We start from the raw sequence: 24,302 nt of genomic DNA, 5'->3' as shown, positions 1-24,302 counted from the left end.
GGCGAACGCTTCAGCACCGATCGACCGCCGCACCTGACGACGCCGTCGCGACAAGGTAAACTTGCCGCCCCCGCAGGAGTCGCCATGAACTATCGTCACGCCTTCCACGCCGGCAACCACGCCGACGTCCTCAAGCACATCGTGCTCACCCGCCTCATTGCCCTGATGTCGCGCAAGGAGCAGCCGTTCGCCTACATCGACACCCACGCCGGCCTGGGTCTCTATGACTTGCAAGGCGACCAGGCGACCCGCACCGGCGAATACCTTGAAGGTGTCGCCCGCCTGTGGAACCGCGACGACCTGCCGGAAGTGACCGCCGACTACCTGCGTATCATCAAGCGCCTGAATCAGGACGGCGAGCTGCGCTACTATCCGGGTTCGCCCGAACTGGCCCGCCGGCTGATGCGTCAGCAGGACCGCGCCCTGCTCAACGAGAAACACCCTGAAGACGGGGCGCTGCTCAAGGAGAACATGAAGAAGGACCCTCGGGTCACCGTTCACCTTGGCGAAGGCTGGCATATCCCGCGGGCGCTGCTGCCGGTGCAGGAAAAGCGCGCGATCATGCTGATCGACCCGCCGTTCGAGCAGGCTGACGAACTCAAGCGTTGCACCGTGGCCATGAAAGAGGCGATCGGCCGCATGCGCCAGACCGTCGCGGCCATCTGGTACCCGATCAAGGACCAGCGTTCGCTGACCCGCTTCTACCAGGACCTGACCAGCACGGGCGCACCCAAGCTGCTGCGGGTCGAGCTGTATGTGCATCACCAGGACAGCCCGCAAGGCCTGAATGGTTCGGGCCTGGCCATCGCCAACCCGCCGTGGGGTCTGGAGGACGAGCTCAAGGCGCTGCTGCCCTGGCTGGCCAAGGAGCTGGCGCAGACCGAAGGCAGCTTCCGCATGGACTGGCTGATCGCGGAATAGCCGTTCAGTCCGGTTCGCCGGCAAGCCGGCTCCTACAGACCTCGTAGGAGCCGGCTTGCCGGCGAACCGGGCCGCGCAAACACCGCAAACTGTTCCCCCCAGCAGGGGGCAGTGTGTCCGCCATGTTTGCGTTATAATCCCGCCCTTTAGCCGCCATCCGCCCAAGAGCCGCTGGCGCATTTCTACCGATTTGAGAGGCTAGACCCTTGGCACTGACGATTCTTGGCCTGTCCGGCGCCCTTAGCCATGACCCTTCCGCGGCCCTGTACATCGACGGCAAGCTGATTGCCGCCGCCGAAGAGGAGCGCTTCGTGCGTGACAAGCATGCGAAGAACCGCATGCCCTACGAGTCGGCGAAGTTCTGCCTGGAGCAGGCCGGCATCAAGCCATCGGACGTTGACGTGGTGGCGATTCCCTTCGCCCCGATCAGCCTGTTCGGCAAGGCCCGCTGGCACTATGCCAAGCGCTACTGGTACGCCCCGGACCGCGCCCTCGACGCGCTGCTGATGGGCAACCGCCGCTACAAGCGCTACCGCAAGAAGATCGTCTGGTGTCTGGAGCAGCTGGGTTTCGACCCGAAGAAGATCAAGATCGAGCCGGTCGAGCACCACCTCGCCCACGCCTCCAGCGCCTACCACTGCTCGGGCTTCAAAGAGAAGACCGCGATCCTCGGTATCGACGGCAAGGGTGAGTACGCCACCACCTTCTTCGGCTACGGCGAAAACGGCAAGATCCACAAGATCAAGGAATTCTTCGATCCGGACTCGCTGGGCGGCCTGTATGGCGCGATCACCGAGTTCCTTGGCTTCGAGATGCTCGACGGCGAGTTCAAGGTCATGGGCATGGCGCCGTACGGCGATGCCAGCAAGTACGATTTCTCGCGCCTGGCCAGCTTCGAAAACGGCGAACTGGTGATCAACACCGAATACGCCAACGTCATCGGCCTGCGCCGCTATAAAGAGAAAGGCAAGGGCTTCTACTTCTCGCCCAAGCTGATCGAGTGGCTGGGCCCGAAACGTGAAGGCGACATCGCCGACGAGCCGTACATCCACTACGCGGCGAGCATGCAGGCGCTGTTCGAGAAACTCGCACTGCAGATGATCGACCACTACCTGGGCGACACGCTGAAGGAAACCGGCAAGCTGGCCTTCGCCGGCGGCTGTGCGCTGAACGTCAAGCTGAACCAGAAGATCATCGCCCGTGACGACGTGAAAGAGCTGTTCGTCCAGCCGGCTTCCGGCGACGCCGGTACCGCCGTTGGCGCGGCCGCCTATGTGTCTCACGCCCGTGGTGTGCCGGTCGAGAAGATGGAGCACGTCTACCTCGGCCCTGCTTACTCCAACGAAGACGTGATCGCCGCCTGTGCCCGCCACCCGAGCCAGCCGAAATGGCGCAAGCTCGAGAACATGCCAGAGCAGATCGCCAAGATCATGGTCGATGGCAACCCGGTGGCCTGGTTCCAGGGCCGCATGGAGTTCGGCCCGCGCGCGCTGGGCGGTCGTTCGATCATCGGCTGCCCGAGCGTGGAAGGCGTGGCCGACCGCATTAACCACCAGATCAAGTTCCGCGAGCGCTGGAGGCCTTTCTGCCCGTCGATGCTCGACACCGTCGCACCGCAGATGATCAAGATCGATCACCCGGCCCCATTCATGACCTTCACCTTCGAAGTGGCTGAAGAGTGGAAGACCCGCGTGCCGGAAGTGGTACACGAGGACGGCACCTCCCGTGCCCAGGTGCTCAAGCGCGAGTACAACCCGCGCTACTACGACATGATGAAGGCGCTGGAAGACCTGACCGGCAACGGCGTGTCGCTGAACACCTCGCTCAACCGCCGTGGCGAACCCATGATCTGCTCGCCGACCGATGCCCTGAACATGTTCTTCGGCTCGGACCTGCAGTACCTGATCATGGAAGACATCCTGGTGGTCAAGGATGGCGCGGCGCCGTATGACCAGCCGCTCTGAACCACGGATCCTGCAGTTCTGCCATGGCTATGACGGGCCGTTCCTCGATTGCGCCCGTCAATATGCCAGCCTGTTCCAGGGCCGCGGCTACAAGGTCACCACCGTCTTCCTCACCGGGGCAGCCGACGCGCAGGTCGCGGCAGGCTGTGCCTCGGACGAGGTGCTGTTTCTCGAGTTCAGCTCAAAGGCCGTGCGCGGCCTGAAGCTGGGCGCGATCCGTGCGCTGCGCAAGATCGCCGCGCAGCGCAACTTCAGTTTCTGCATCGCCCACCGCTTCAAGCCGATCTACGTGGCACTGCTGGGTACTGGCTTACCGGTGATCGGCGTGCATCACGCCTTCGGCGACTACCAGCGCAAGGGGCGGCGGCTGTTCGCCAACCTGTTCCGCAAGCGCTTGAGCCTGCTGGGCGTGTCGGACGCGGTGCGTGACGACATGCGTCGCTGTCTGGCGCAGTGGCCTGCCGAGCGTATCCAGACCCTGTACAACCGTATCGATGTCGCGGCGCTGCTGGCGTCCCTGGTGCCGCGTGACGAGGCGCGCCGGGCCCTCGGGCTGGACGAACAGGCCTGGGTCGTGGGCAACGTCGGGCGGCTGCACCCGGACAAGGATCAAGCCACCTTGTTGCGTGGCTTCGCCGAAGCGCTGCCGGGGCTGCCTGCCGGCGCGCGCCTGGCGATCCTGGGCAAAGGGCGCCTGGAAGCCAAGCTCAAGGCGCAGGCCATCGAGCTGGGGATTGCCGACCAGGTCGATTTTCTCGGCCAGGTGCCGGATGCCCGCCGCTATTTCCAGGCCTTCGATGTGTTTGCCTTGAGCTCGGATCACGAACCCTTCGGGATGGTCCTGCTCGAGGCGATGGTTGCCGGCGTACCGGTGCTGGCCACCGCCTGTGGCGGTGCCCGCGAAGTGGTCGAGGGCGTCGGTGTATTGTTCCCATTGGGCGACGCGGCGCAACTGGCTCAGGGCCTGAAACACATGGCCGGGCTTGATGCGCAGCAGCGTGCGTTGTGCGCGCAGCATATGCTCCAGCGCCTGCACGAGCGCTTCAGCGACCAGGCGGTGCGCGATGCCTTCTGGCAACTGCCGCACGTGCGCGCGCTGGCGGCGGAGGCCTGATGCTCAAGTACATTCAAGGCTGGCGTGAACGCGGCTGGCAGGTGATTGACGCGGCCGCCTACAACGACACCTGGCAGCGTTTCGGTGGGAGTGTGGCCACGCATCCGCTGGTGATCGAGCAGTTGGCCGACCTCGCGCAGATCCCGGTGCGTTACCTCGGCTGGGTGCAGGGCGGTGAGCTCAAGGCCGCATTGCCGGCCTGGGGCCGCCACCTGGCGCTGTCCAAGGACGTGCTCAAGCGTCACGGCAAGAAAGGCCTGTTCGACCTGGGCAATGCCGAGATCATCCTGCCTGCCGCTACCGATGTGGCGGCACCGTTGCGCCATGCCGGGCGCTATCTGTCGGAGCTGAACCAAGGCCGCTTCAGCGGCTTGAAGGCGCAACCCGAGCAGTTGGCCATGGCCCGTGCGCACGAAGACCTTTCAAAGAAGTTTCGCTACAACCAGAGGCGCGAGCTGCGCCTGCTGGAAGAGGCGGGCGGCCAGGTGCGCCCGATTGGTGACTTCACTGCCACCGAAATCGCCGTCATGTACTGCGATCTGTTCCAGCGCCGCTGGGGTTTCCCGGCCACTGGCGCGGCACGCATGGCAGAGGTGGTCGAGCGCCTGCGCGATCTGTTGATCGGCTCGGTGCTGTTCCTCGAGGGGGCGCCCATCGCCATCCAGCTGGTATACCGGGTCGAGGCGCCCGAGTGGGTCAGCGTGGAGTACGTCAATGGTGGTGTCGACCCTGAAACCAAGGCTTTCAGCCCGGGCAGCGTGCTGAGCTTCCTCAACACCCAGGCCGCCTGGGAGGATGCCAACGCCCGTGGCAAGGCGCTGCGGTTCTCCTTCGGTCGTGCCGATCGCGAGTACAAGGACCGTTGGTGCAACCCCGTGCCGGTGTTCCAGTCGTGAGCCGCAAGCAGCAGTTGCTCAAGCGCCACCGGCGCAACAAGCGCGTGGGGCTGCTGGTGGGCCTGCTGCTGCTGCTCGTGCTGGGCGTGCTGGTGGCCTGGTGGTTGCCGCTGTTGTTGCTGCCGCTGCTGTGGGCGGCGCACGAGGCGTGGTTCGCCGATCACCTGTTCTATTCGCCGGGTGAAGACTATGCCTACCGTTTCGCCGAGGACACTCGCGAAGCCGCAGCAAGCCTGCAAGGCGATCTGCTGCAAACCGATGTTGCGCTGCAAGGCGACGAGACATTGATCCTCGAAGTCGGAGTCCGCTGCGGTTGGCTCGGGCGTTTCCTCGACCCTTGTGTCGAGCTGCTGGCGGGGGCCGCCAGTGATGTGCAAACGTTCGAGCGTTGCGTTAACGGGGTGCGCTTCCTCAATCTGACGGGGTTGGCCGAGCCGCTGGCGGCCGGCACGTTGCGCCTGCGTGGTCGGCATTGCCGATTGCAGGGGGCGCCGCGCCTGTGGATAACCCCGGCGGTCGAGCTGCGCAAACGCCGGGTGATGGTCATCGCTCCCCACGCCGACGACGCCGAGCTGGCAGCCTATGGCTTGTACAGCCAGGCCGACGAAACCTGGGTGGTCACCCTGACCGCCGGTGAGATCGAAGCCGAACACTACCAGGCCATGGGCCTGGCCAAGGCCGAGGCGGCCAGGCTGAAGGGCCGCTTGCGTGCCTGGGACAGCATCGCCGTGCCACGCTGGGCCGGCGTGCCGGAGTCGCGCTGCGTGCAGTTGGGTTACTTCTGCCTGCAATTGCCGGCCATGCAGGCCGCGCCGGATCAGCCGATGGGTTCGCGTGAAGCGGATCTTGCCGACATTCGTCCCTTCCGCCGTTTCAACCCGTTCCCGCTGCCGGCCGATGCCGACGGCGCGCCGACCTGGCTCAACCTGCTGGCCGACCTGCGTGCCCTGCTCGAGCTGGCCCGGCCCCAGGTTCTGGTAATGCCGCATCCGGTGCTGGATCCGCACCCGGATCACATCTGTGCCCAGGCCGCCGTGCTCGAAGCGCTGCAAGGTCTGGCGTGGCAGCCTGAAACCTTGCTGTGCTACGCCAACCACCTGCATGACAACGACCGCTGGCCGATGGGCGACAGTGGTGATGGCGTGGCCCTGCCGCCCCAGCTGGAAGCCGCCGAAGCCTGGGCCCCCTGCAGCCTGGTGCTGGATATCGATACCCAGCGCGACAAGGCCATGGCCCTGGGCATGATGCACGACCTGCAGCCCGCGCCCCCCTTCAAGCGTCGCCTGCGCCGTGCGTTGCAACGCTGGCTGGCAGGGCGCCGCCCATCGCCCTACGGAGAGAACGAGTTCTTCCGCAAGGCGGTGCGCCGACATGAACTGTTCTGGCGTCGCGACTTGTGAGCGCCCAAGGAAAGCAATGAAAGTCCTATTTCTGGTGCAGAAGGAACAACGGGCGATTCTCGACCGCCTGTACGATGGCGTCGCGGCCAACTGCGACTGCGACCTGCGCTGGCTGAGCAGCGAAGACCAACGCAACCTGCGCCGCTATTTCAAGCGCGAGGTGGATGTCACGCGCTACGACCGCATCGTGTTCTTCCTGCGCTTCAAGCAGGAAATCCGCCAGGTGGCGTTCATCCGCAGCATCCCCAACCTGGTGATCCTCGAGCACGACGCTTACCAGAACTACATCCCCTGCAAGTACACCGGCAAGTTCAGCGCGCACTACCGCAAGCTGCCATGGGCGCGGGTCATCAGTTCCGGCTACATGGTCAGCGAGCGCCTGCGCCAGGAAGGTTTTGACGCAGTATTCGTGCCCAAGGGCTATGACGAGCAATTGCTCACCGACCAGGGGCGCGAGCGTGACATCGAGCTGGCGTTCGTGGGCAGCACCAACAGCGTCGCCTACAGCGGTCGCAAGGCACTGCTGGACGAACTGGGGCGGGTGGAGAACCTGGTGGTCACCCGGACCAAGTCGGGCGAGGATTACTGCAACACGCTCAATCGCATCCGCTTCTTCGTCAGTGCCGATGTGGGCATGGGCGAGTACATGATCAAGAACTTCGAGGCAATGGCCTGTGGTTGCGTGCTGCTGGCCTATGACCAAGGTGAGCAGGAAAACCGCGCCTTGGGCCTCGAGGACATGCACAACGTCGTGCTCTACGACAGCATCCCGGTGTTGCAGGCCAAGTTGCGCCGGTTGCGCGATGAGCCGGAACTGGCGGCACGCATAGCTGTAAAAGGTTGTGAACTGGCGACTTCCCGCTTCAGTTTTGCCCAGGTCGGCCGTAGCATTGTCGAACACATGAGCCCCGCGCTGCGGCCTCATCCACCGCTGACCCCTTGGCAGCGCCTGCGCCTGCAGCTCGGGATCTGAATTTTTGATTCGCCCATCAACGATGGGCATGAAGTGTACCTGCCGCGAGGCGGAGGGAACCCCGTGCGTTTTTCCGATGTAAGTGATGTCACCCTGGTGGTGACGAGTTGCGGGCGTTTCGACCTGCTCAAGGAAACCCTGGAAAGCTTTGACCGGTACAACACCGCAACGGTCCGCGAGGTCTTCATCACCGAAGACTCGGGCAACGATGCGGTGCATGACGCGGTGCCGGAGCACTGGAAAGGGCATTGCACGGTATTCGTGAACCGACCCAAGCTGGGCCAGCTGGCGTCGATCGACCTGGCCTACAGCCGTGTGCGGACACCGTTCATCTTCCATTGCGAGGATGACTGGCGTTTCTATCGCCCAGGGTTCGTCGAGGATTCCCGCGCAATCCTCGAAGTCAGCCCACACCTGCTTCAGGTCTGGCTGCGCAGTCACGCCCACGACCTGGCCATTCACAGCCCGTACATCCACCTGGGTGATCGCCAGGTGATCGCTGGCGTGCCTTGCTACCCGCTGATCTCCGAAAAAGCCGAGTGGCAGGCCTTCTCGCTCAACCCGGGGCTGCGGCGCTTGAGCGATTATCAATGCTGCGCGCCTTATGCGGCCTATTCTGGAGAGAAGGCGCTGTCGCGTCGTTATGCCGAGTTGAACCTGACGGCAGTGACCCTCGAAGGTGACGCGGTACTGCATACCGGCTTCGGCATGCACGTGACCGTACCGGAGGAGGTTCAACGCAAGGTCCGCCGTCGGCAACGGGATCGGGTGAAGTTTGCGCTATCGTCGTTGCTCGGGCTGGTGGTTGGGCTGGGGATCGGTTTCCTGGCACATTGATACGGCTCATACGAAGCCCACGGACTCCTGAAAGGGGCGCAATGCCGTTGAATATCGTCAATGTGATGTGGTCGGGCGGCTCGCCCTACATGTCCATACACAAGGTCCATCGGGATCTTCTGGTTCATGCGCACTCGGACGCGCGGGTTTGTAACTGGTTGTTGCTCGGTGACGGTCTGTGCAGCAGTTTCGGGCAGGTGCGCTGTTGGCATTTGCCGCAGCGTTTGCTCAAGGGACGAATGCCTTATGTGCTGGCGATGCCATGGCTCCGCTGGCGCCTTCGCAAGGCGTTGGTCGAGGCTTCGGTAGACCTGCTGCTGCTGGACGGGCTGGGCGTGGCCCGGCTGCTCTTGCCGCTCGTCCGGCAAACGCCGGGCGTGCGGATCATCGTGCTGTTCCATGGCAAGACGCGTCTGAGCACAAGCGATGTCAGGCTGTTTCGCAGCCTGCCACCCGAGCAACTGAGTATCGCTGCCGTATCCGCGACATTGGCGCGTTCGCTTGAACAGGGGCTTGGCTGCCCGGTGGGCACCTTGCGGATGTCCCTGGACCCCCAGGCATTCACCCAGCAGTTGCTGGATCGGGAAGAGGCCCGCCAGGCGCTGGCGCTTCCGGTGCAAGGGCCTTTGCTGGGCGCTGTGGGGCGCCTGGTCGAGGGCAAGGGCTTCGAAATGCTGATCGAGGCATTCGCCCAGGTGCGGGAGCGTCAACCCGATTTGCGTCTGGCCATTCTTGGTGGAGGTCCGCTACGCGCTCGGCTGGAGGCGCAGGCCAAGGCGCTTGGCGTCGAGGGCAGCGTGCACTTCGGTGGGCATCGAGATGACCTGATCCGGCTGTACCCGGCCTTTGACTGGTTGTTGGTGCCTTCCCGCTCGGAAGGGCTTGGCTTGGTAGTGCAGGAGGCCGTGCTGTCAGGCGTACCGGTGTTCTGCAGCGACTTGCCAGTGTTTCGCGAGCAGTTGGGCGAGGCGGGATGCTACCTGCCCGTGGGTGATCTGGGCGCCTGGGCCGACGCGATCGGCCAATGCAGCCGGCGTGATGCTGCTGCTCAGGCCCATGAGCAGTGGCGAGCCTTGGCACCGCAAGAGCGATGGGAGGCCTTCAAGGAGGGCTCGGCCGGCTTGCTGAAACGTTGACGTTCAGTGTTGCGAGAGTGCTGCCTCGAACGCTTCCAGGGGGAACTGGTTGGCGAGCCGTTCACGCTCGATGTAACGCACCATGTGGCGAACGTTGCGCCTTACCATCCGCGATGAAAGTGGGGCACGCAGGAAACGCATGTCGGCGACGTCGATCAGCCCCAGGACTCCTTCGGGAGTTTCCACCACATTGCCCAGGTGCAGCGAGCGGAAGTAGATGCCCGAGCGGTGCATCCGGCGAACCAGGTCCACCAGCCGTGGCAAGTGTTGCTCCCAGTCGAAACTGCCCTCACGCGACAGCTGTAGCAGGGTTCGCCCCGGGAGCGGGCGGTAGAGTACGGCCGTGCGACCTGGCAGTGCCAGCTTGTGATGGCTGATCACCTCCAGGGTTGGAAAGCCCAGTTGCGCGAGGTGCAGGGCGTTGTCGACGAAGCGCTGCGAATACGGCCGCAGCAATGCGGATGAAATCAGGCGTTTGCGACGAAAAACCTTGAGGATGTTTCCATCCTCAAGCAGGTAGACTTTGGCGCCATGGCTGTCTGCTTCAAGAATCGTGGCGCCGTGTGTCAGCTGATCGAAGTCGACCTGGGTTAGCCGGGAGCATTGCATTGGGGTGGCCTTGTCTTCTGGGCAAGCAAAATGACCGGCCATAATGCCGAAAATTGCCCGGAAGCACCATGCGGGTGTGAGTTCGATTCATCGGGGGAAACTGATGTTCTACGAAAAGCGCTGGGTGCAAGCCTGGTTGGGGTTGGGTTTTGCCTGGTTCCTGGCGGCGATTGCGCTGGCACCGAGCAACAAGCTGTACCAGCAGGGGCTGCTGCTGTTCCTGTGGTTGCCGACCTTGTTGCTGGCTTGGCCGGCCCGGCATCTTTTTGCCCAGGCATGGCGCCGTCAGCGTGCCTTGTGGGCCAGTATCGCCTTGTTGCTGGCCTGGAGTGCCGCGACGCTCGCCTGGTCCTCCACCGAGGAAGGCTCGCGCGAAGTCAAGCGTCTGCTGTACATCCTGGTATTTCTGATGGCTTTCCCATTGCTGGCGCCGCGGGGTGAGGAGCGTAGCCGCGTACTTTTGCGCGTTGGCGGGGCGCTGCTGGCCGTCGCGGCGCTGGTATCGATCATTCGCTTCTACAGTGTGCTCGGCTATCCGCTTAATACCCGGCTCGAGGGGATCGGGGAGATCTCCCACCCGATTCTCGGTGCCTATGTCATTGGCGCGGCGATCATCTGGTTGTTGTTCGACTGCCCTCGGAATCGGGGGCTGCAATTGGGGTGGTTGGCCGCACTCGCGTGCCTGGGGGCGTTTGTCGCACTCACTCAAAGCCGGGGCGCGCTCCTGTCCGTGGCGCTCACCGTGCTGCTTGCGCCGCTCTGGTTCCGTAGTCGCTTCAGTGGTGCCCTTGCCATGGGCGTGTTGGTCGTGGGGAGTGCTGCAACCTACATGGCCTATGACTTGATCATGCTGCGTGGCTCATCTTACCGCCCGGAGATATTCCAGGTGGCCCTGCAAATGATCGGCGAGCATCCCTGGACCGGGCTTGGACTGGGGGCGTTCTATCGGGTCGAGGCAGCCGGCCTGCAGTTCGATCACACCCATAACATGTTCACCCATGTTGCCGTCGAACTCGGTCTGCCGGGCATGCTGCTGTGGATCGCGGTATGGCTGTTCACCCTGGGCGAGATCATACGAGCGCGCTCGACCCCGTTCGGCAAGGTGTTGTTGAGCCTGTGGGTGTTCTCCACCCTGGCGATGCAGTTCGACGCAGCAAGCCTGACAGGCACGCCACGCGCCGAATGGTTCGTCAGTTGGTTGCCGGTGGGGTTGGCGATGTTGCTACCTGGAGCGCGGCCCGGTGACAAGCCTGTGGTAAAATCGCCGGTTCAACCTGTACAGCGAGCTTGACGATGGCCGAAACACCGCGCCCTGCGGAAAATTCCTCCAGCCTGAAGATCTACTTCCGGCTGTTGAGCTATGTGAAACCCTACATCGGCATCTTCCTGCTGAGCATCGTGGGCTTCGTGATCTTCGCCTCCACCCAGCCCATGCTGGCCGGGATCCTCAAGTACTTCGTCGACGGCCTCAGCAACCCTGAGGCCGTGCTATTTCCCGACGTGCCGTACCTGCGTGACCTGCAACTGCTGCAGGCAGTACCGTTGCTGATCATCCTTATCGCCGCCTGGCAAGGCCTGGGCTCGTTCCTGGGCAACTACTTCCTGGCCAAGGTATCGCTCTGCCTGGTGCATGATTTGCGGGTCGAGCTGTTCAACAAGCTGCTGGTACTGCCTAACCGCTATTTCGACAACCACAACTCCGGTCACCTGATCTCGCGTATCACCTTCAACGTGACGATGGTCACCGGCGCGGCAACTGATGCGATCAAGGTCGTGATCCGCGAAGGCCTGACGGTGGTGTTCCTGTTCGTCTACCTGCTGTGGATGAACTGGCAGCTCACATTGGTCATGCTTGCGATCCTGCCGGTCATCGCCGTAATGGTCAGCACTGCCAGCAAGAAATTCCGCAAGCAGAGCAAGAAGATCCAGGTGGCCATGGGCGACGTGACACATGTCGCCTCCGAGACCATCCAGGGTTACCGGGTGGTACGTAGTTTTGGCGGTGAGCGCTACGAGGAGCAGCGTTTCAGCAAGGCCAGCCAGAGTAACACCGACAAACAACTGCGCATGACCAAGACCGGCGCCCTGTACACGCCACTGTTGCAGTTGGTGATCTACACCGCGATGGCCGTGTTGATGTTCCTGGTGCTGTTCTTGCGTGGCGAGGCGTCGGCCGGGGACCTGGTCGCCTACATCACTGCTGCCGGCCTGTTGCCCAAGCCTATCCGCCAGCTTTCCGAGGTCAGCTCGACCATCCAGAAGGGCCTGGCGGGCGCCGAGAGCATCTTTGAACAGTTGGACGAACAAACCGAAGTTGATAGCGGCACCATCGAGAAGCCGCGAGTCGAGGGTCGTCTGGAGGTGCGCAACCTCAGCTTCACCTACCCCGGTACCGAGCGCCAGGTACTCAGCGATATCAGCTTCACCGCCGAGCCGGGCCAGATGATCGCACTGGTGGGGCGCTCCGGCAGTGGCAAGTCGACGCTCGCGGCATTGATCCCGCGCTTCTACCACCACAGCGAAGGGCAGATCCTGCTTGATGGCGTGGAGATCGAGCAGTACCGCCTGCGCAACCTGCGCCAGCATGTGTCTCAGGTGACCCAGCATGTGACCCTGTTCAACGACACGGTGGCCAATAACATCGCCTACGGTGACCTTGCCGGTGCGCCGCGCGAGGACATCGAGGCAGCGGCGGCCGATGCCTATGCCAAGGAATTCGTCGACCAGTTGCCCAAAGGCTTCGACACCGAAGTAGGCGAGAACGGCGTGCTGCTGTCCGGGGGCCAGCGCCAGCGCCTGGCGATTGCCCGAGCCCTGTTGAAGAACGCGCCATTGCTGATCCTCGACGAGGCGACTTCGGCCCTCGACACCGAGTCCGAGCGCCATATCCAGGCGGCCCTGGACCATGTCATGCAGGGGCGTACCACGCTGGTGATCGCCCACCGCCTGTCGACCATCGAGAAGGCGGACATGATCCTGGTGATGGACCAGGGCCGCCTGGTGGAGCGCGGCACCCACGCCGAACTCCTCGCGGCCAATGGCTATTATGCCCGCCTGCACGCCATGGGGCTGGACGCACCGGAAAACGCCGACATCACCTGACCCCTCGAGAATCGGGGCCTGCAGGGCCCCGATTGACACCACGATGTTCACAGATGCAGGTGGCCGTAAAGCCATCCTCGCCCCTGTGCTAATATCCTGCCCCTGTTCACTTTTTCATATGGGTTGCCCATGAAGTTGTCCATGCCGCGTTTCGATCAAGCCCCGGTATTGGTGGTCGGCGATGTCATGCTCGACCGCTACTGGCATGGCGGTACTTCACGTATTTCGCCCGAGGCGCCAGTGCCGGTAGTCAAGGTCGACCAGATCGAGGATCGCCCCGGTGGCGCGGCCAACGTGGCCTTGAACATCGCCGCCCTCGGCGCGCCCGCCTCGCTGGTCGGTGTCACCGGCCAGGACGAGGCTGCCGACAGCCTCGCCAACAGCCTGCAGGCTGCCGGCGTGCGTTCGATCTTCCAGCGCATCGCCCACCAGCCGACCATCGTCAAGCTGCGGGTCATGAGCCGGCACCAGCAGTTGCTGCGCATCGATTTCGAAGAGCCTTTCGCCACCGATCCCTTGTCGCTGGGGGAAGAGGTCGAAGGGCTGCTCGAAGGCGTCAAGGTCCTGGTCTTGTCCGACTATGGCAAGGGCGCGCTGCGCAATCACCAGGCGCTGATCCAGGCCGCTCGCCAGAAGCAGATCCCGGTCCTGGCCGACCCCAAGGGCAAGGATTTCTCGATCTACCGTGGCGCCAGCCTGATCACGCCGAACCTGAGCGAGTTCGAGGCCATCGTCGGGCGCTGTGCCGACGAGGCCGAACTGGTTGCCAAAGGCTTGAAGCTGCTGGAAGAGCTGGACCTCGGCGCCTTGCTGGTGACCCGTGGCGAGCATGGCATGACCCTGCTGCGCGTCGGCCATCCGGCCCTGCACCTGCCGGCTCGTGCCCGTGAAGTGTTCGATGTGACCGGTGCCGGTGATACCGTGATTTCGACCCTTGCCGCTGCGATTGCCGCCGGCGAGGACCTGCCCCATGCCGTCGCCCTGGCCAACCTGGCGGCCGGCATCGTGGTCGGCAAGCTCGGTACCGCCGCCATCAGCGCCCCCGAGCTGCGCCGGGCCATCCAGCGCGAGGAGGGCTCGGAGCGTGGTGTGTTGAGCCTGGAACAGCTGTTGCTGGCCATCGACGATGCCCGTGCGCACAACGAGACGATCGTCTTCACCAACGGCTGCTTCGATATTCTTCACGCGGGCCACGTAACCTACCTGGAACAGGCTCGCGCCCAAGGCGACCGGCTGATCGTCGCGATCAACGACGATGCCTCGGTCAGCCGCCTGAAAGGGCCTGGCCGGCCGATCAACAGTGTCGACCGGCGCATGGCCGTGCTGGCCGGCCTGGGGGCGGTGGACTGGGTGATCAGCTTCCCCGAGGCCACGCCGGAAAACCTGCTGCGCCAGGTCAAGCCGGACGTGCTGGTCAAGGGCGGCGACTATGGCATCGACCAAGTGGTCGGCGCCGACATCGTCAAGGCCTATGGCGGCACGGTGAAGGTGCTGGGGTTGGTGGAGAACAGCTCGACCACGGCCATCGTCGAGAAGATCCGCAAGCACTGACATCGACCTTCCTGTAGGAGCCAGCCTTGCTGGCGAACCGGTTTCTGCGCAGTGTTCGCCAGCAAGGCTGGCTCCTACAGAGGGTTGGCCTATTTATGCAGTGAGGTGCGCGCCCGCTCCAGCAGGGCACGCGCCTTGTCACTGAAGCGCTCCAGGTGCGACGCCGGCGCCGCCCTGCTTTCGACCAGCCCTTGGTCCTTCAGCCATTGCTTCCAGCGCACCCGCTCATCCCGAACGACCCAGCCTTCCTGGCGAGCGAAACTCTCCGCCAGCCATAGCCCGCGCGTGCTGGCTGGCAACAGTTGGTCCTTTTTCACGGTGTAGAGCTCTGCCAGTGGCTTGCCGTCCTGCAAGGGCATCAGGTACAGGTCGGGGCGCTTGCGGTCCAGGCGTGCCACCAACTGGTCGCCTTCGAGGCGTTCGTCGACATGGAACAGGCTCAGTGACTTGGCTTCCCTGGGCACTTCAAGACGCAGGTCGTAGATCAGTTGCAACGATGCAGTGGGCAGGTGCACATAGGCTTGTGGCCGCTCCAGCAACATCAGGTTGCCACAGTGCACGGGGCGCGCGGCTCCCGAGGCCGGTGTCAGGACGAAAGGCAGGGCCTCTCGATAATGCAGGGCGTCGGCGTAGGGCGCTGGCAGCCAGGTGTCATTGAAGCGGCCGCCGAGCCAGCCTTCGGGTGTTTCCAGCAGGCACTCCTCGGCCACCTCCTGAATCGCTGTATGCAGGGGCAGGTTCAGTTCGTGGGCGGGCACATAGCCAGAGATCAGTTTCAGCACCACATCGCCGCGATCCTGGCGGCGTTGACGCACCAGCACCCAATAGTCGCGGCCATGCCAATGCAGGGTCAGGCGTACCGACACGCCCAGGTTGGCCAGCTCGGCCACAAAGTGGTCACTGTTCTGCAACTGGATCGCCTTGCGCCGCTGCAGCGTCTGGGCGAAGTTCAGCGGCATGCCGATGCTCTGGTAGGTGAGGCCGTCGTGCGTGGCCTCGACATGCAGGGGCAGGGTCTTGAAGTTGCTCGGGTTCTTGCGGATCAGCGTACGCGGCACGAGGCTCCTCCTTGCGATGGGCCCCCGCCCAGGCGGCTCAGGGGCGACCCAGGATGCGGGCGACGGTGGCCACGTTGTGGGCCAGGTGAACCGGGTTGATGGTGCCGACAATGGCACTGTTGACGCCTGGATGGGCAAACAGCAGCTCGAAGCTGGCCTGTACCGGGTCGACGCCAGGCGCCAGGCAGATGTGCCCGCTGGCCAGAGCCTTCTTCACCAGGATCGCCTTGCCGTGCTCGGCAGCGTAGTCCAGCACCGGGCGTTCCGCCTGCTCGTTGAGGTTGTAGGTGACCATGGCGCAGTCGCCCTGCTCCAAGGCTTTCAGGCCGCCGGCAACGGTCTTGCCGGAGAAACCATAGCCGAGAATCTTGCCCTCCTGCTTGAGCGTGGCGAGGGTTTCATAGACCGCCTCGTGTTCGAGGATCGCCAGGTCGTTGCCGTCGGAGTGCACCAGCACCAGCTCGATGCGGTCGGTTTCCAGGCGTTTGAGGCTGCGCTCGACAGAGCGGCGTGTGTGGGCGGCACTGAAGTCGAAATGCGACTGACCGTTGTCGAACTCTTCACCAACCTTGCTGACGATGACCCACTTGTCACGCTGGCCGCGCAGCAGCGGGCCCAGGCGCTCCTCGCTGCGGCCGTAGGCTGGGGCGGTGTCGAGCAGGTTGATCCCCAGTTCGCGCGCCTGCCCGAGCAGCAGACGGGCGGTTTGGTCATCGGGGATGGTGAAACCGTTGGGGTACTTCACCCCCTGGTCACGGCCCAGCTTGACCGTGCCCAGGCCCAGGGGCGATACGCGCAGGCCGGTGCTGCCCAAGGGGCGGTGGTGGTCGTGCAGGGTTGGCAGGCTCATGGCAGCAGTTGCTCCCAGGCGGGTACACCCAGCGGTGGACGCGGCAGGTCGGCCAAGTCTGGCTGCGCCGAGGGGCGGATACCGTCACGCTCGAAGCTGGCCAGCACACGGTCGGCAAAGTCCGGCGCCAGGGCCAGCTTGGTCGGCCAGCCCACCAGCAGGCGCTGCTGTTCGGCGAGGAAGGCGTTGTCCGGGCGCACCAGGCCCGATTGCGCGGGCTCGGCGCGGTCGACCCGCAGGGTGGCCCAGCGTACCTGGTTCTGGTCGACCCAGGGCAACAGGCCGGCAACTTCCTTCTGCGCCGCGGCGATCTGCGCGGCAGGCTCGCGGGCCACGCCGTCGGCCTCGGCGATGTCGCCGCCGAGGTACCACACCCACTGGCCGTCGGCGGCCGGGTGGGTGGTCACGGTGATGCGTGGCTTGGGGCCACCGCCCAGGCAGTGGGCGTACAGGGGTTTGAGGTTGGGCCCCTTGGCCAGGACCATGTGCAGTGGGCGGCGCTGCATGGCGGGCTGGTCGAGACCAAGGGCGTGCAGCAGGTCCGCCGTGCCGCCACCGGCGCTGAGGACGATGCGTTGGGCGCGGATCTCGCGACCATCGACGATCAGCCCGCTCAGTTCGCCGTCGTCGCGCAGGGGCTCGATATGTTCGCCCGCCAGCAGGCTGTCGCCGGCCAGCTGTGCAAGGTTGGCCAGCAGGCTGGGCACGTCGATGACCAGCTCGGCCAGGCGGTAGACCTTGCCCTTGAACGCCCGATCCTGCAGCGCCGGGGGCAGTTGCTCGCCCTTGACCTGGTCGACCCGGCCGCGCACGGCCTTGCTGGCGAAGAAGCTGGTGAGGTTGCCGGCCAGGGTGCCGGGAGACCACAGATAGTGAGCGTCGGACAACAGGCGGGTGCCCGTCAGATCCAGCTCGCCGTTGCCGGCCAGCGCTTCGCGCCAGCGCCGTGGCATGTCGGCGATGGCCTCGGAGGCGCCGGTCAGGGCGCCGTGCAGGGCGTACTTGGTGCCGCCGTGGATGATCCCCTGCGACTTGATGGTCTGCTCGCCGCCCAGGCTGGCGCGCTCCACCAGCACTGTCGAATAGCCCAGACGGCGCAGGCGGGCGTTGAGCCAGAGGCCTGCGACCCCGGCGCCGACGATCAGCACGTCAGTGGAAATGGCGGATGGCATGCGGGCACCTCGAAAGCTGGGACAGGTGCGCAGTATACAGGCTAAGCCCTCGGCCAGCTTGCACAGGACCTGTAGGAGCCAGCTTGCTGGCGATGCAAGGCGCAGCCTTGCCAGTCGGTGTCGAGCGTGTTCGCCAGCAAGCTGGCTCCTACAGGGGGAGCGGCGTCAGTGCCCGGCGGTGTTGGAGAACACCTGGATCACCACCACGCCGCCGACGATCATGGCCATGCCCAGCATCGCCGGGACATCCAGCTTCTGCCCATAGATCACCAGGGCCGCGACACTGATCAGCACGATGCCCAGCCCCGACCAGATCGCATAAGCGATGCCCACCGGAATGCTGCGCACCACCAGGGTCAGCATCCAGAACGCCACCCCGTAGCCGCAGATCATCAACAGCAGCGGCAGCGGCGTGCTCAGCCCCTTGACCGCCTTCATGGAGGCGGTGGCGATGACTTCGGCGCAGATGGCGATGGCGAGATAGGTATAGGCGTTCATGGTGCGGGTCCTCCGTTGCTGGCTGTGCATTCTAGAGGATGCCAAGATGCGGTAAAGTCATTACCTATCTGATTTGGAGATGGGTTGGTCATGGCCGAGCACTGGAACCTGGAGCAACTGCGGCTGTTCGTGCGCACGGCGGAACTGCGTTCGTTTTCCGCCGTGGCGCGCGAGCAGCGCAGGGCGCAGTCGGCGGTAAGCAACGCCATCGCCTTGTTGGAGGCGGACTTGGGCGTGGCGCTGTTCGAGCGCAGCAGCGGGCGCCAGCCCCGGCTGACCGAAAGCGGCGCCGCGTTGTTGGAGGATGCCCGCGAACTCTTGCGCCAGTGCGAACGGCTCGACGGTCGTGCCCTGGCATTGATGCGTGGTCAGGAAGCCTTGCTGCGGGTGGCCCAGGACGAGGCCATGCCGTACCAGCCGGTGATCGATAGCCTCGACGAACTGGCGGCGCGCTTCCCCTACCTGGAGGTCCAACTGGCCAGCGGTGCCCAGGGGGATGTGGCACGCAAGCTAGTGGAGCGGCGCGCCGACCTTGGCCTGTTCTTCCATCACGAAAGCATTCCGGCTTCGCTTGAGCGCCGCGCGCTGGGCAGTGTCGAGATGGTCACGGTGTGTGCCGTCGACCATCCACTGGCCGGCCTGGCCAAGGTCAGCCGCCAGCAACTGGCCCGCCATCGTCAATTGCTGATCACCCCCCAGCAAAGCGGCTACCCCGGTGGCGAGGCGATCAGCCCGCAGGTCTGGCGCGCCGACAGTTTCTACGCCATGGCCGAGCTGCTGATGCGCGGCCTGGGGTGGGCTTGGCTGCCCCGCCATGTGGTGCAGTACCCCACCTACCAGGCACAGATGGTCGAGCTGGACAGCGAGTGGCGCCCGCCAGCGCTGGTCGCGGAGCTGGCCTGGCGCCGTGACGAACCGCTGGGGCCGGCCGCCCAATGGCTGGCCGAGCGCTTCGCCGTGCACTTGCGAGCGATTGGCTGACAGGCCTTTTCGCGCGGTTCCTAGTAAACTCCGCCGCCATGAACAGAACCCTCTATACCCTGCTGTTTCACCTGGGCCTGCCGCTGGTCGCGCTGCGCCTGTTCCTGCGCGGGCGCAAGGCGCCGGCCTACCGAGCGCGCATTGCAGAGCGCTTCGCCTGGCAGTTGCCGCCGCTGCGCCAGGGAGGCATCTGGGTACATGCGGTCTCGGTGGGCGAGAGCATCGCCGCCGCACCGATGGTTCGCGCCCTGCTCGCGCAGTACCCGGACCTGCCCATCACGCTCACCTGCATGACCCCGACCGGCTCGGAGCGGATCCATGCGATGTTCGCCAACGAGCCACGGGTGCAGCACTGCTACCTGCCCTACGATTTGCCGTGGGCGGCGGGGCGCTTCCTCGACCATGTGCGGCCGAAGCTGGGCGTCATCATGGAAACCGAGCTGTGGCCCAATCATATCCACCAGTGCGCGAAGCGCGGCATTCCGGTGGCGCTGGCCAATGCACGGCTGTCCGAACGTTCGGCGCGGGGCTATGCCCGTTTCGCCGGCCTGACCCGGCCGATGCTCGAGGAGATGAGCCTGATCGCGGTGCAGACCGAGACCGAGGCCGAGCGTTTTCGCAGCCTGAGTGCCCGCGCCGAGTGCGTGCAAGTGACCGGCTCGATCAAGTTCGACCTGAAGGTCGACGAGCAGTTGTTGCCGCGTGCCCGTGAGCTGCGTGGGCAGTGGGGCGCGACCCAGCGCCCGGTATGGATCGCCGCCAGTACCCATGACGGTGAGGATGCGTTGATTCTCGCTGCCCACCAGCAATTGCTGCAGGTGCACAGTGATGCGCTGCTGATCCTGGTGCCGCGCCATCCCGAGCGATTCAACGCGGTGCATGCCCTGTGCGCCGAGCAGTTCGCCACGGTGCGCCGCTCGCTGGGCGAGCCGGTGGCGGCGCAGACCCAGGTGTTGCTGGGTGACACCATGGGGGAATTGCTGTTCCTCTATGCCCTGGCCGACATCGCCTTCGTCGGCGGCAGCCTGGTGCCCACGGGCGGGCACAACCCGTTGGAGCCAGCGGCATTGGCGTTGCCGGTGCTCATGGGGCCGCACGTGTTCAACTTCCTCGAGATCAGCGCGATGCTGCGCGAGGCGGGAGCGTTGCAGCAGGTGGATGACGCCGAAGGGCTGGCAGGGGCGGTGCGCCGACTGGTGGAGCTGCCCCAGGATGCCCGACGCATGGGCGAGGCGGGCAGGGCGGTGATGCAGGCTAATCAGGGCGCGTTGCAGCGCCTGCTGGATGGGCTGGCAAGGCTGCTGTAGGAGCCAGCTTTGCTGGCGATGCAAGGCGTAGCCTTGCTAGCGAAAACGGCGTGGCGCCGTTCGCCAGCAACGCTGGCTCCTACAGGTATGGCGGTGCCTGGGTCGGCAATCAGGGGCGGCGTTCGAAGTTCTTCGCCGCCGCCGCCGCCAGGTCCGGTGGCAGGAAGTCCTTGTCCGGGTTGTAGTCGGCTTTCAGGTAGCGCCCAAGGTCCTGCAGGTCCTGCGGGCTCAACGTGCCCGCGGCCTGCTTCAGGCGCAGGTTGTCGAGGATGTAGTCATAGCGGCTGTTGTTATAGTCGCGCACCGAGGTGTACAGCTGGCGCTGGGCGTCGAGCACATCGACGATGTTGCGGGTACCCACCTGGTAGCCGATCTCGGTGGCTTCCAGCGCGCTCTGGTTGGAGATGATCGACTGCTTGCGCGCCTGCACTTGCTCGACGTCGGTGTTCACCGCGCGGTGCAGGTTGCGGGTGTTCTCCACCACCTGGCGGCGCAGGCTTTCGCGCTGCTGTTCGGTCTGAGTGAGGCGCGCGTAGGCTTCGCGAACCTGCGAGCTGGTCAGGCCGCCACTGTAGATCGGGATGTTCAGTTGCAGGCCGATGCTGGTCTGTTCCACGTCACGACCGTAATGCACGTTCGGTTGCAATTGCGAGTTGGTGAAACCGAGATTGTCGTTGTCACCCTTCTGGTATTTCGCCACGGCATCAAGGGTCGGCGCATGGCCGGCCTTGCGCTGGCGTACGGTCTCTTCGGCGGCCGTCACGGCGTGGTTGGTCGCCAGCAGGTTGAGGTTCTGCCGCCCGGCGGTCTCGACCCAGGCCTTGGCGTCGTTGGGGGTCGGCACCTGCACCGGCAGGGTGTGGACCACGCCCTGGATCGCGCTGTACTGGCGGTTGGTCAGGGTGATCAGGGCTTCGAAGGCATCCTGCACCTGGCGCTCGGCGATGATCCGGTTGGCCCGGGCAGTGTCGTAGCTGGCTTGCGATTGCAGCACGTCGGTCTTGTCCGAAAGGCCGACGTCGAAGCGTTCGTTGGATTGGTCCAGCTGGCGCTTGAAGGCCGCTTCTTCAGCTTTGGTCGAGGCCAGGTTGTCCTGGGCGCGCAGCACGGCGAAGTAGTTCTCGGCAGTCTGCAGGATCAGGTTCTGCTCGGTGGCCGACAGTTCCAGCGCGGCCTGTTCGTTGACGGACTCGGCGGCCTGCAACTGGAACCAGCGGTCGGCGCGGAAGATCGGTTGCGCCAGGGTGGCGCTCCAGGCGTTGCCGCTGCGGTTGGAGGTGATCGACGGCTCGTCGAGCTTGGTCCGGGTGTTCATCATCTCGGCACCGGCCGAGAGGTTGGGCAGCAGGCCGGCGCGGGCCTGGGGCACCACTTCACGGCGGGCGCCATAGTCGGCGCGGGCGGCGGCCAGGTCGGCGTTGTTGTCGACCGCTTCCTGGTAGACGCTGACCAGGTCGGTCTTCACCGTCGTGGGCGTATCCACTGCCCAGGCCACTCCGTGGGACGCACAAGACACGGCAATTGCCAGTGAGAGTTTGCGCAGCATAGGGCAATCCTTGATCAAATTTTATTTACTGTACTGTCGGGTATCGAGCGATGCGCCAGTGTAGTGCCGCGCGCCGTCCTCAACAATCCGCCGCTTGTGCCATTTATCACCCCCGGATTTACCCGCTTGGCTTTGCCGGCCACTCCAGTCTAGACTGCGCATGTTCTTGTCGGGGTGCCTTGAAGCAAAGGCTGAGATCGCAAAGTTGCGGATCCCGTTGAACCTGATCAGGTTAGCGCCTGCGTAGGGAACAAGATTGCTCTCATTATCCCGGGAGCCTCTTGTGCCAGGTCCGGGATCGTCACAGCTGCATGCAGCTCACGGCACCCCATATCCGGCACTGCACTCGTCAATACGGGTGCGTCCGCGCCTTTCAGGTTCACCCCGACATTCCGCCCGCGAGGGAGCTGTCTGGAGAGCCTGTGATGAGCAAACAAGAAAAAGCGATCAGTCTGAGCGAGTCGGCCCAAGTCGACCAACAGTCCGTGCAACCCCTGCCCAATTCGCGCAAGGTCTATGTCGAAGGTTCGCGCCCCGATATCCGCGTGCCCATGCGCGAGATCAGCCTGCACGACACCCCCACCGACTTCGGCGGCGAGAAGAACGCCCCGGTGCTGGTGTATGACACCTCCGGCCCGTACACCGACCCCAACGTCGTCATCGACGTGCGCAAGGGCCTGGGCGATGTGCGCTCGGCCTGGATCGACGCCCGTGGCGACACCGAACGCCTGGAGGGCCTGAGCTCGAACTTCGGCCTGCAGCGCCTGAACGACGCGGAGCTTGCCAAGCTGCGCTTCGCCCACGTGCGCAACCCACGCCGCGCCAAGGCCGGCGCCAACGTTTCGCAGATGCACTACGCGCGCCAGGGCATCATCACCGCCGAGATGGAATACGTCGCCATCCGCGAGAACATGAAGCTGCAGGAAGCCCGTGCCGCCGGCCTGCTGGACCAGCAGCACGCCGGCCACAGCTTCGGCGCGAGCATTCCGAAAGAGATCACCCCCGAGTTCGTTCGCGAGGAGATCGCCCGTGGCCGTGCGATCATCCCGGCCAACATCAACCACACGGAACTGGAGCCGATGATCATCGGCCGCAACTTCCTGGTGAAGATCAACGGCAACATCGGCAACAGCGCCCTGGGCTCCTCGATCGAGGAAGAAGTGGCCAAGCTGACCTGGGGCATCCGTTGGGGTTCGGACACGGTCATGGACCTGTCCACCGGCAAGCACATCCACGAAACCCGCGAGTGGATCATCCGCAACTCGCCGGTACCGATCGGCACCGTGCCAATCTACCAGGCCTTGGAGAAGGTCAATGGCGTCGCCGAGGACCTGACCTGGGAGCTGTTCCGCGACACCCTGATCGAACAGGCCGAACAGGGCGTGGACTACTTCACCATCCACGCCGGCGTGTTGCTGCGCTACGTACCGCTGACCGCCAAGCGCGTCACCGGCATCGTCAGCCGCGGCGGCTCGATCATGGCCAAGTGGTGCCTGGCGCACCACAAAGAGAACTTCCTGTACACGCACTTCGACGAAATCTGCGAAATCATGAAGGCCTACGACGTCAGCTTCTCGCTGGGTGACGGCCTGCGCCCGGGCTCGATCGCCGACGCCAACGACGCTGCCCAGTTTGGTGAGCTGGAAACCCTCGGCGAGCTGACCAAGATCGCCTGGAAGCATGACGTGCAGTGCATGATCGAAGGCCCTGGCCATGTGCCGATGCAGTTGATCAAGGAGAACATGGACAAGCAGCTCGAATGCTGCGACGAGGCGCCGTTCTACACCCTGGGCCCGCTGACCACCGACATCGCCCCGGGTTACGACCACATCACCTCGGGCATCGGCGCGGCGATGATCGGCTGGTTCGGTTGCGCCATGCTCTGCTATGTCACGCCCAAGGAACACCTGGGCCTGCCGAACAAGGATGACGTGAAGACCGGCATCATCACCTACAAGATCGCCGCCCATGCCGCCGACCTTGCCAAGGGCCACCCGGGCGCGCAGATTCGTGACAACGCGTTGTCCAAGGCGCGCTTCGAGTTCCGTTGGGAGGACCAGTTCAACCTGGGCCTGGACCCGGACACCGCACGCTCGTTCCACGACGAAACCTTGCCCAAGGAGTCGGCCAAGGTCGCGCACTTCTGCTCCATGTGCGGGCCGAAGTTCTGTTCGATGAAGATCACCCAGGAAGTGCGCGAGTACGCCGCCAAGATCGAAACCGTGGATGTGACGGTCGAGCAGGGCATGCGCGAGCAGTCCGAGCGGTTCCGCCAGGAAGGCAGCCAGCTGTACCAAAAGGTGTAAGTAAACCTTGGGGGCCGCGTCGCGGCCCTTTCGCGGCACAAGGCCGCTCCTACAGGGACGGTGCAGGTCTCTGTAGGAGCG

At 64.4% G+C, this 24,302-nt stretch carries 19 protein-coding genes, 1 pseudogene and 1 riboswitch; of the genes and pseudogenes, 14 read left to right on the top strand and 6 right to left on the bottom strand.

The window, feature by feature from the left end:
• Positions 1-84: 84 nt before the first annotated feature.
• From PSEEN_RS23105 to PSEEN_RS23070, 8 genes are all read left to right on the top strand, one after another.
• Entirely contained in the window at positions 85-921 is an 837-nt protein-coding gene (locus PSEEN_RS23105) for a 23S rRNA (adenine(2030)-N(6))-methyltransferase RlmJ (RefSeq protein WP_011535996.1), read from the top strand.
• Between the two features lie 206 nt (positions 922-1,127).
• The gene (locus PSEEN_RS23100; protein WP_011535995.1) at positions 1,128-2,885 is read left to right on the top strand and encodes a carbamoyltransferase family protein; all 1,758 of its coding nucleotides are present in this window, start codon (positions 1,128-1,130) and stop codon (positions 2,883-2,885) included.
• The gene (locus PSEEN_RS23095; protein ID WP_044488509.1) at positions 2,869-3,999 is read left to right on the top strand and encodes a glycosyltransferase; all 1,131 of its coding nucleotides are present in this window, start codon (positions 2,869-2,871) and stop codon (positions 3,997-3,999) included. The genes PSEEN_RS23100 and PSEEN_RS23095 overlap by 17 nt, the downstream gene beginning before the upstream one ends.
• Positions 3,999-4,895, top strand: a complete 897-nt coding sequence (locus PSEEN_RS23090; RefSeq protein WP_011535993.1) for an antimicrobial resistance protein Mig-14 — start codon at positions 3,999-4,001, stop codon at positions 4,893-4,895. Before PSEEN_RS23095 ends, PSEEN_RS23090 begins: the two co-directional genes overlap by 1 nt.
• A complete protein-coding gene (locus PSEEN_RS23085) occupies positions 4,892-6,295 on the top strand; it encodes a PIG-L deacetylase family protein (RefSeq protein WP_011535992.1) in 1,404 nt (467 codons plus the stop codon). The genes PSEEN_RS23090 and PSEEN_RS23085 overlap by 4 nt, the downstream gene beginning before the upstream one ends.
• Positions 6,296-6,311: 16 nt before the next feature.
• Complete coding sequence (locus PSEEN_RS23080; protein ID WP_011535991.1) at positions 6,312-7,268, top strand: glycosyltransferase family protein; 957 nt, start codon at positions 6,312-6,314, stop codon at positions 7,266-7,268.
• A gap of 63 nt (positions 7,269-7,331) precedes the next feature.
• Positions 7,332-8,105 carry a hypothetical protein gene (locus PSEEN_RS23075; RefSeq protein WP_011535990.1) on the top strand — a complete coding sequence of 258 codons (774 nt, stop codon included), beginning with the start codon at positions 7,332-7,334 and terminating at the stop codon, positions 8,103-8,105.
• A 47-nt stretch (positions 8,106-8,152) separates the two neighbouring features.
• Entirely contained in the window at positions 8,153-9,241 is a 1,089-nt protein-coding gene (locus tag PSEEN_RS23070) for a glycosyltransferase (RefSeq protein ID WP_044488901.1), read from the top strand.
• 3 nt (positions 9,242-9,244) lie between these two features.
• On the opposite strand, the gene PSEEN_RS23065 is transcribed toward PSEEN_RS23070, so the two are convergent.
• On the bottom strand, positions 9,245-9,850 hold the full coding sequence (locus tag PSEEN_RS23065) for a BUD32 family EKC/KEOPS complex subunit (RefSeq protein WP_011535988.1): 606 nt from the start codon (positions 9,848-9,850) through the stop codon (positions 9,245-9,247).
• 103 nt (positions 9,851-9,953) lie between these two features.
• Here PSEEN_RS23065 and PSEEN_RS23060 point away from each other — a divergent pair.
• From PSEEN_RS23060 to hldE, 3 genes and pseudogenes are all read left to right on the top strand, one after another.
• Positions 9,954-11,125: pseudogene (locus tag PSEEN_RS23060) on the top strand (O-antigen ligase family protein); the annotation flags it as partial.
• A gap of 18 nt (positions 11,126-11,143) precedes the next feature.
• On the top strand, positions 11,144-12,952 hold the full coding sequence (msbA, locus tag PSEEN_RS23055) for a lipid A export permease/ATP-binding protein MsbA (RefSeq protein ID WP_011535986.1): 1,809 nt from the start codon (positions 11,144-11,146) through the stop codon (positions 12,950-12,952).
• A 129-nt stretch (positions 12,953-13,081) separates the two neighbouring features.
• Complete coding sequence (hldE, locus tag PSEEN_RS23050; RefSeq protein ID WP_011535985.1) at positions 13,082-14,503, top strand: bifunctional D-glycero-beta-D-manno-heptose-7-phosphate kinase/D-glycero-beta-D-manno-heptose 1-phosphate adenylyltransferase HldE; 1,422 nt, start codon at positions 13,082-13,084, stop codon at positions 14,501-14,503.
• A gap of 89 nt (positions 14,504-14,592) precedes the next feature.
• Here the strand turns inward: hldE and PSEEN_RS23045 are convergent, their stop codons facing one another.
• The 4 genes from PSEEN_RS23045 to PSEEN_RS23030 form a co-directional block, all read right to left on the bottom strand.
• Entirely contained in the window at positions 14,593-15,561 is a 969-nt protein-coding gene (locus tag PSEEN_RS23045) for a hypothetical protein (protein WP_011535984.1), read from the bottom strand.
• Positions 15,562-15,598: 37 nt separating this feature from the next.
• Positions 15,599-16,411, bottom strand: coding sequence for an aldo/keto reductase (locus tag PSEEN_RS23040; protein WP_011535983.1), 813 nt, complete (start codon positions 16,409-16,411; stop codon positions 15,599-15,601).
• Complete coding sequence (locus tag PSEEN_RS23035) at positions 16,408-17,583, bottom strand: NAD(P)/FAD-dependent oxidoreductase (protein WP_011535982.1); 1,176 nt, start codon at positions 17,581-17,583, stop codon at positions 16,408-16,410. Before PSEEN_RS23035 ends, PSEEN_RS23040 begins: the two co-directional genes overlap by 4 nt.
• A gap of 165 nt (positions 17,584-17,748) precedes the next feature.
• Positions 17,749-18,081, bottom strand: coding sequence for a DMT family transporter (locus tag PSEEN_RS23030; protein ID WP_011535981.1), 333 nt, complete (start codon positions 18,079-18,081; stop codon positions 17,749-17,751).
• A 90-nt stretch (positions 18,082-18,171) separates the two neighbouring features.
• Here PSEEN_RS23030 and PSEEN_RS23025 point away from each other — a divergent pair, with 90 nt between their 5' ends.
• Together PSEEN_RS23025 and waaA are read left to right on the top strand one after the other, a co-directional pair.
• On the top strand, positions 18,172-19,062 hold the full coding sequence (locus tag PSEEN_RS23025; protein ID WP_011535980.1) for a LysR family transcriptional regulator: 891 nt from the start codon (positions 18,172-18,174) through the stop codon (positions 19,060-19,062).
• Between the two features lie 38 nt (positions 19,063-19,100).
• The gene (gene waaA / locus PSEEN_RS23020; protein WP_011535979.1) at positions 19,101-20,369 is read left to right on the top strand and encodes a lipid IV(A) 3-deoxy-D-manno-octulosonic acid transferase; all 1,269 of its coding nucleotides are present in this window, start codon (positions 19,101-19,103) and stop codon (positions 20,367-20,369) included.
• 109 nt (positions 20,370-20,478) lie between these two features.
• Here waaA and PSEEN_RS23015 read toward each other — a convergent pair whose 3' ends face one another.
• Positions 20,479-21,915 carry a TolC family outer membrane protein gene (locus tag PSEEN_RS23015; RefSeq protein WP_011535978.1) on the bottom strand — a complete coding sequence of 479 codons (1,437 nt, stop codon included), beginning with the start codon at positions 21,913-21,915 and terminating at the stop codon, positions 20,479-20,481.
• Between the two features lie 160 nt (positions 21,916-22,075).
• Positions 22,076-22,182, top strand: a riboswitch (TPP riboswitch).
• 158 nt (positions 22,183-22,340) lie between these two features.
• On the opposite strand from PSEEN_RS23015, the gene thiC reads away from it, so the two are divergent.
• Positions 22,341-24,221, top strand: coding sequence for a phosphomethylpyrimidine synthase ThiC (thiC, locus tag PSEEN_RS23010; protein WP_011535977.1), 1,881 nt, complete (start codon positions 22,341-22,343; stop codon positions 24,219-24,221).
• Positions 24,222-24,302: the final 81 nt, after the last annotated feature.

The sequence above is a fragment of the Pseudomonas entomophila L48 genome (assembly GCF_000026105.1).
In the GTDB taxonomy this organism is placed as follows: domain Bacteria; phylum Pseudomonadota; class Gammaproteobacteria; order Pseudomonadales; family Pseudomonadaceae; genus Aquipseudomonas; species Aquipseudomonas entomophila.
The sequence above is the reverse complement of the archived record's forward strand: the minus strand, read 5'-3'. Positions and strand labels throughout refer to the sequence as shown.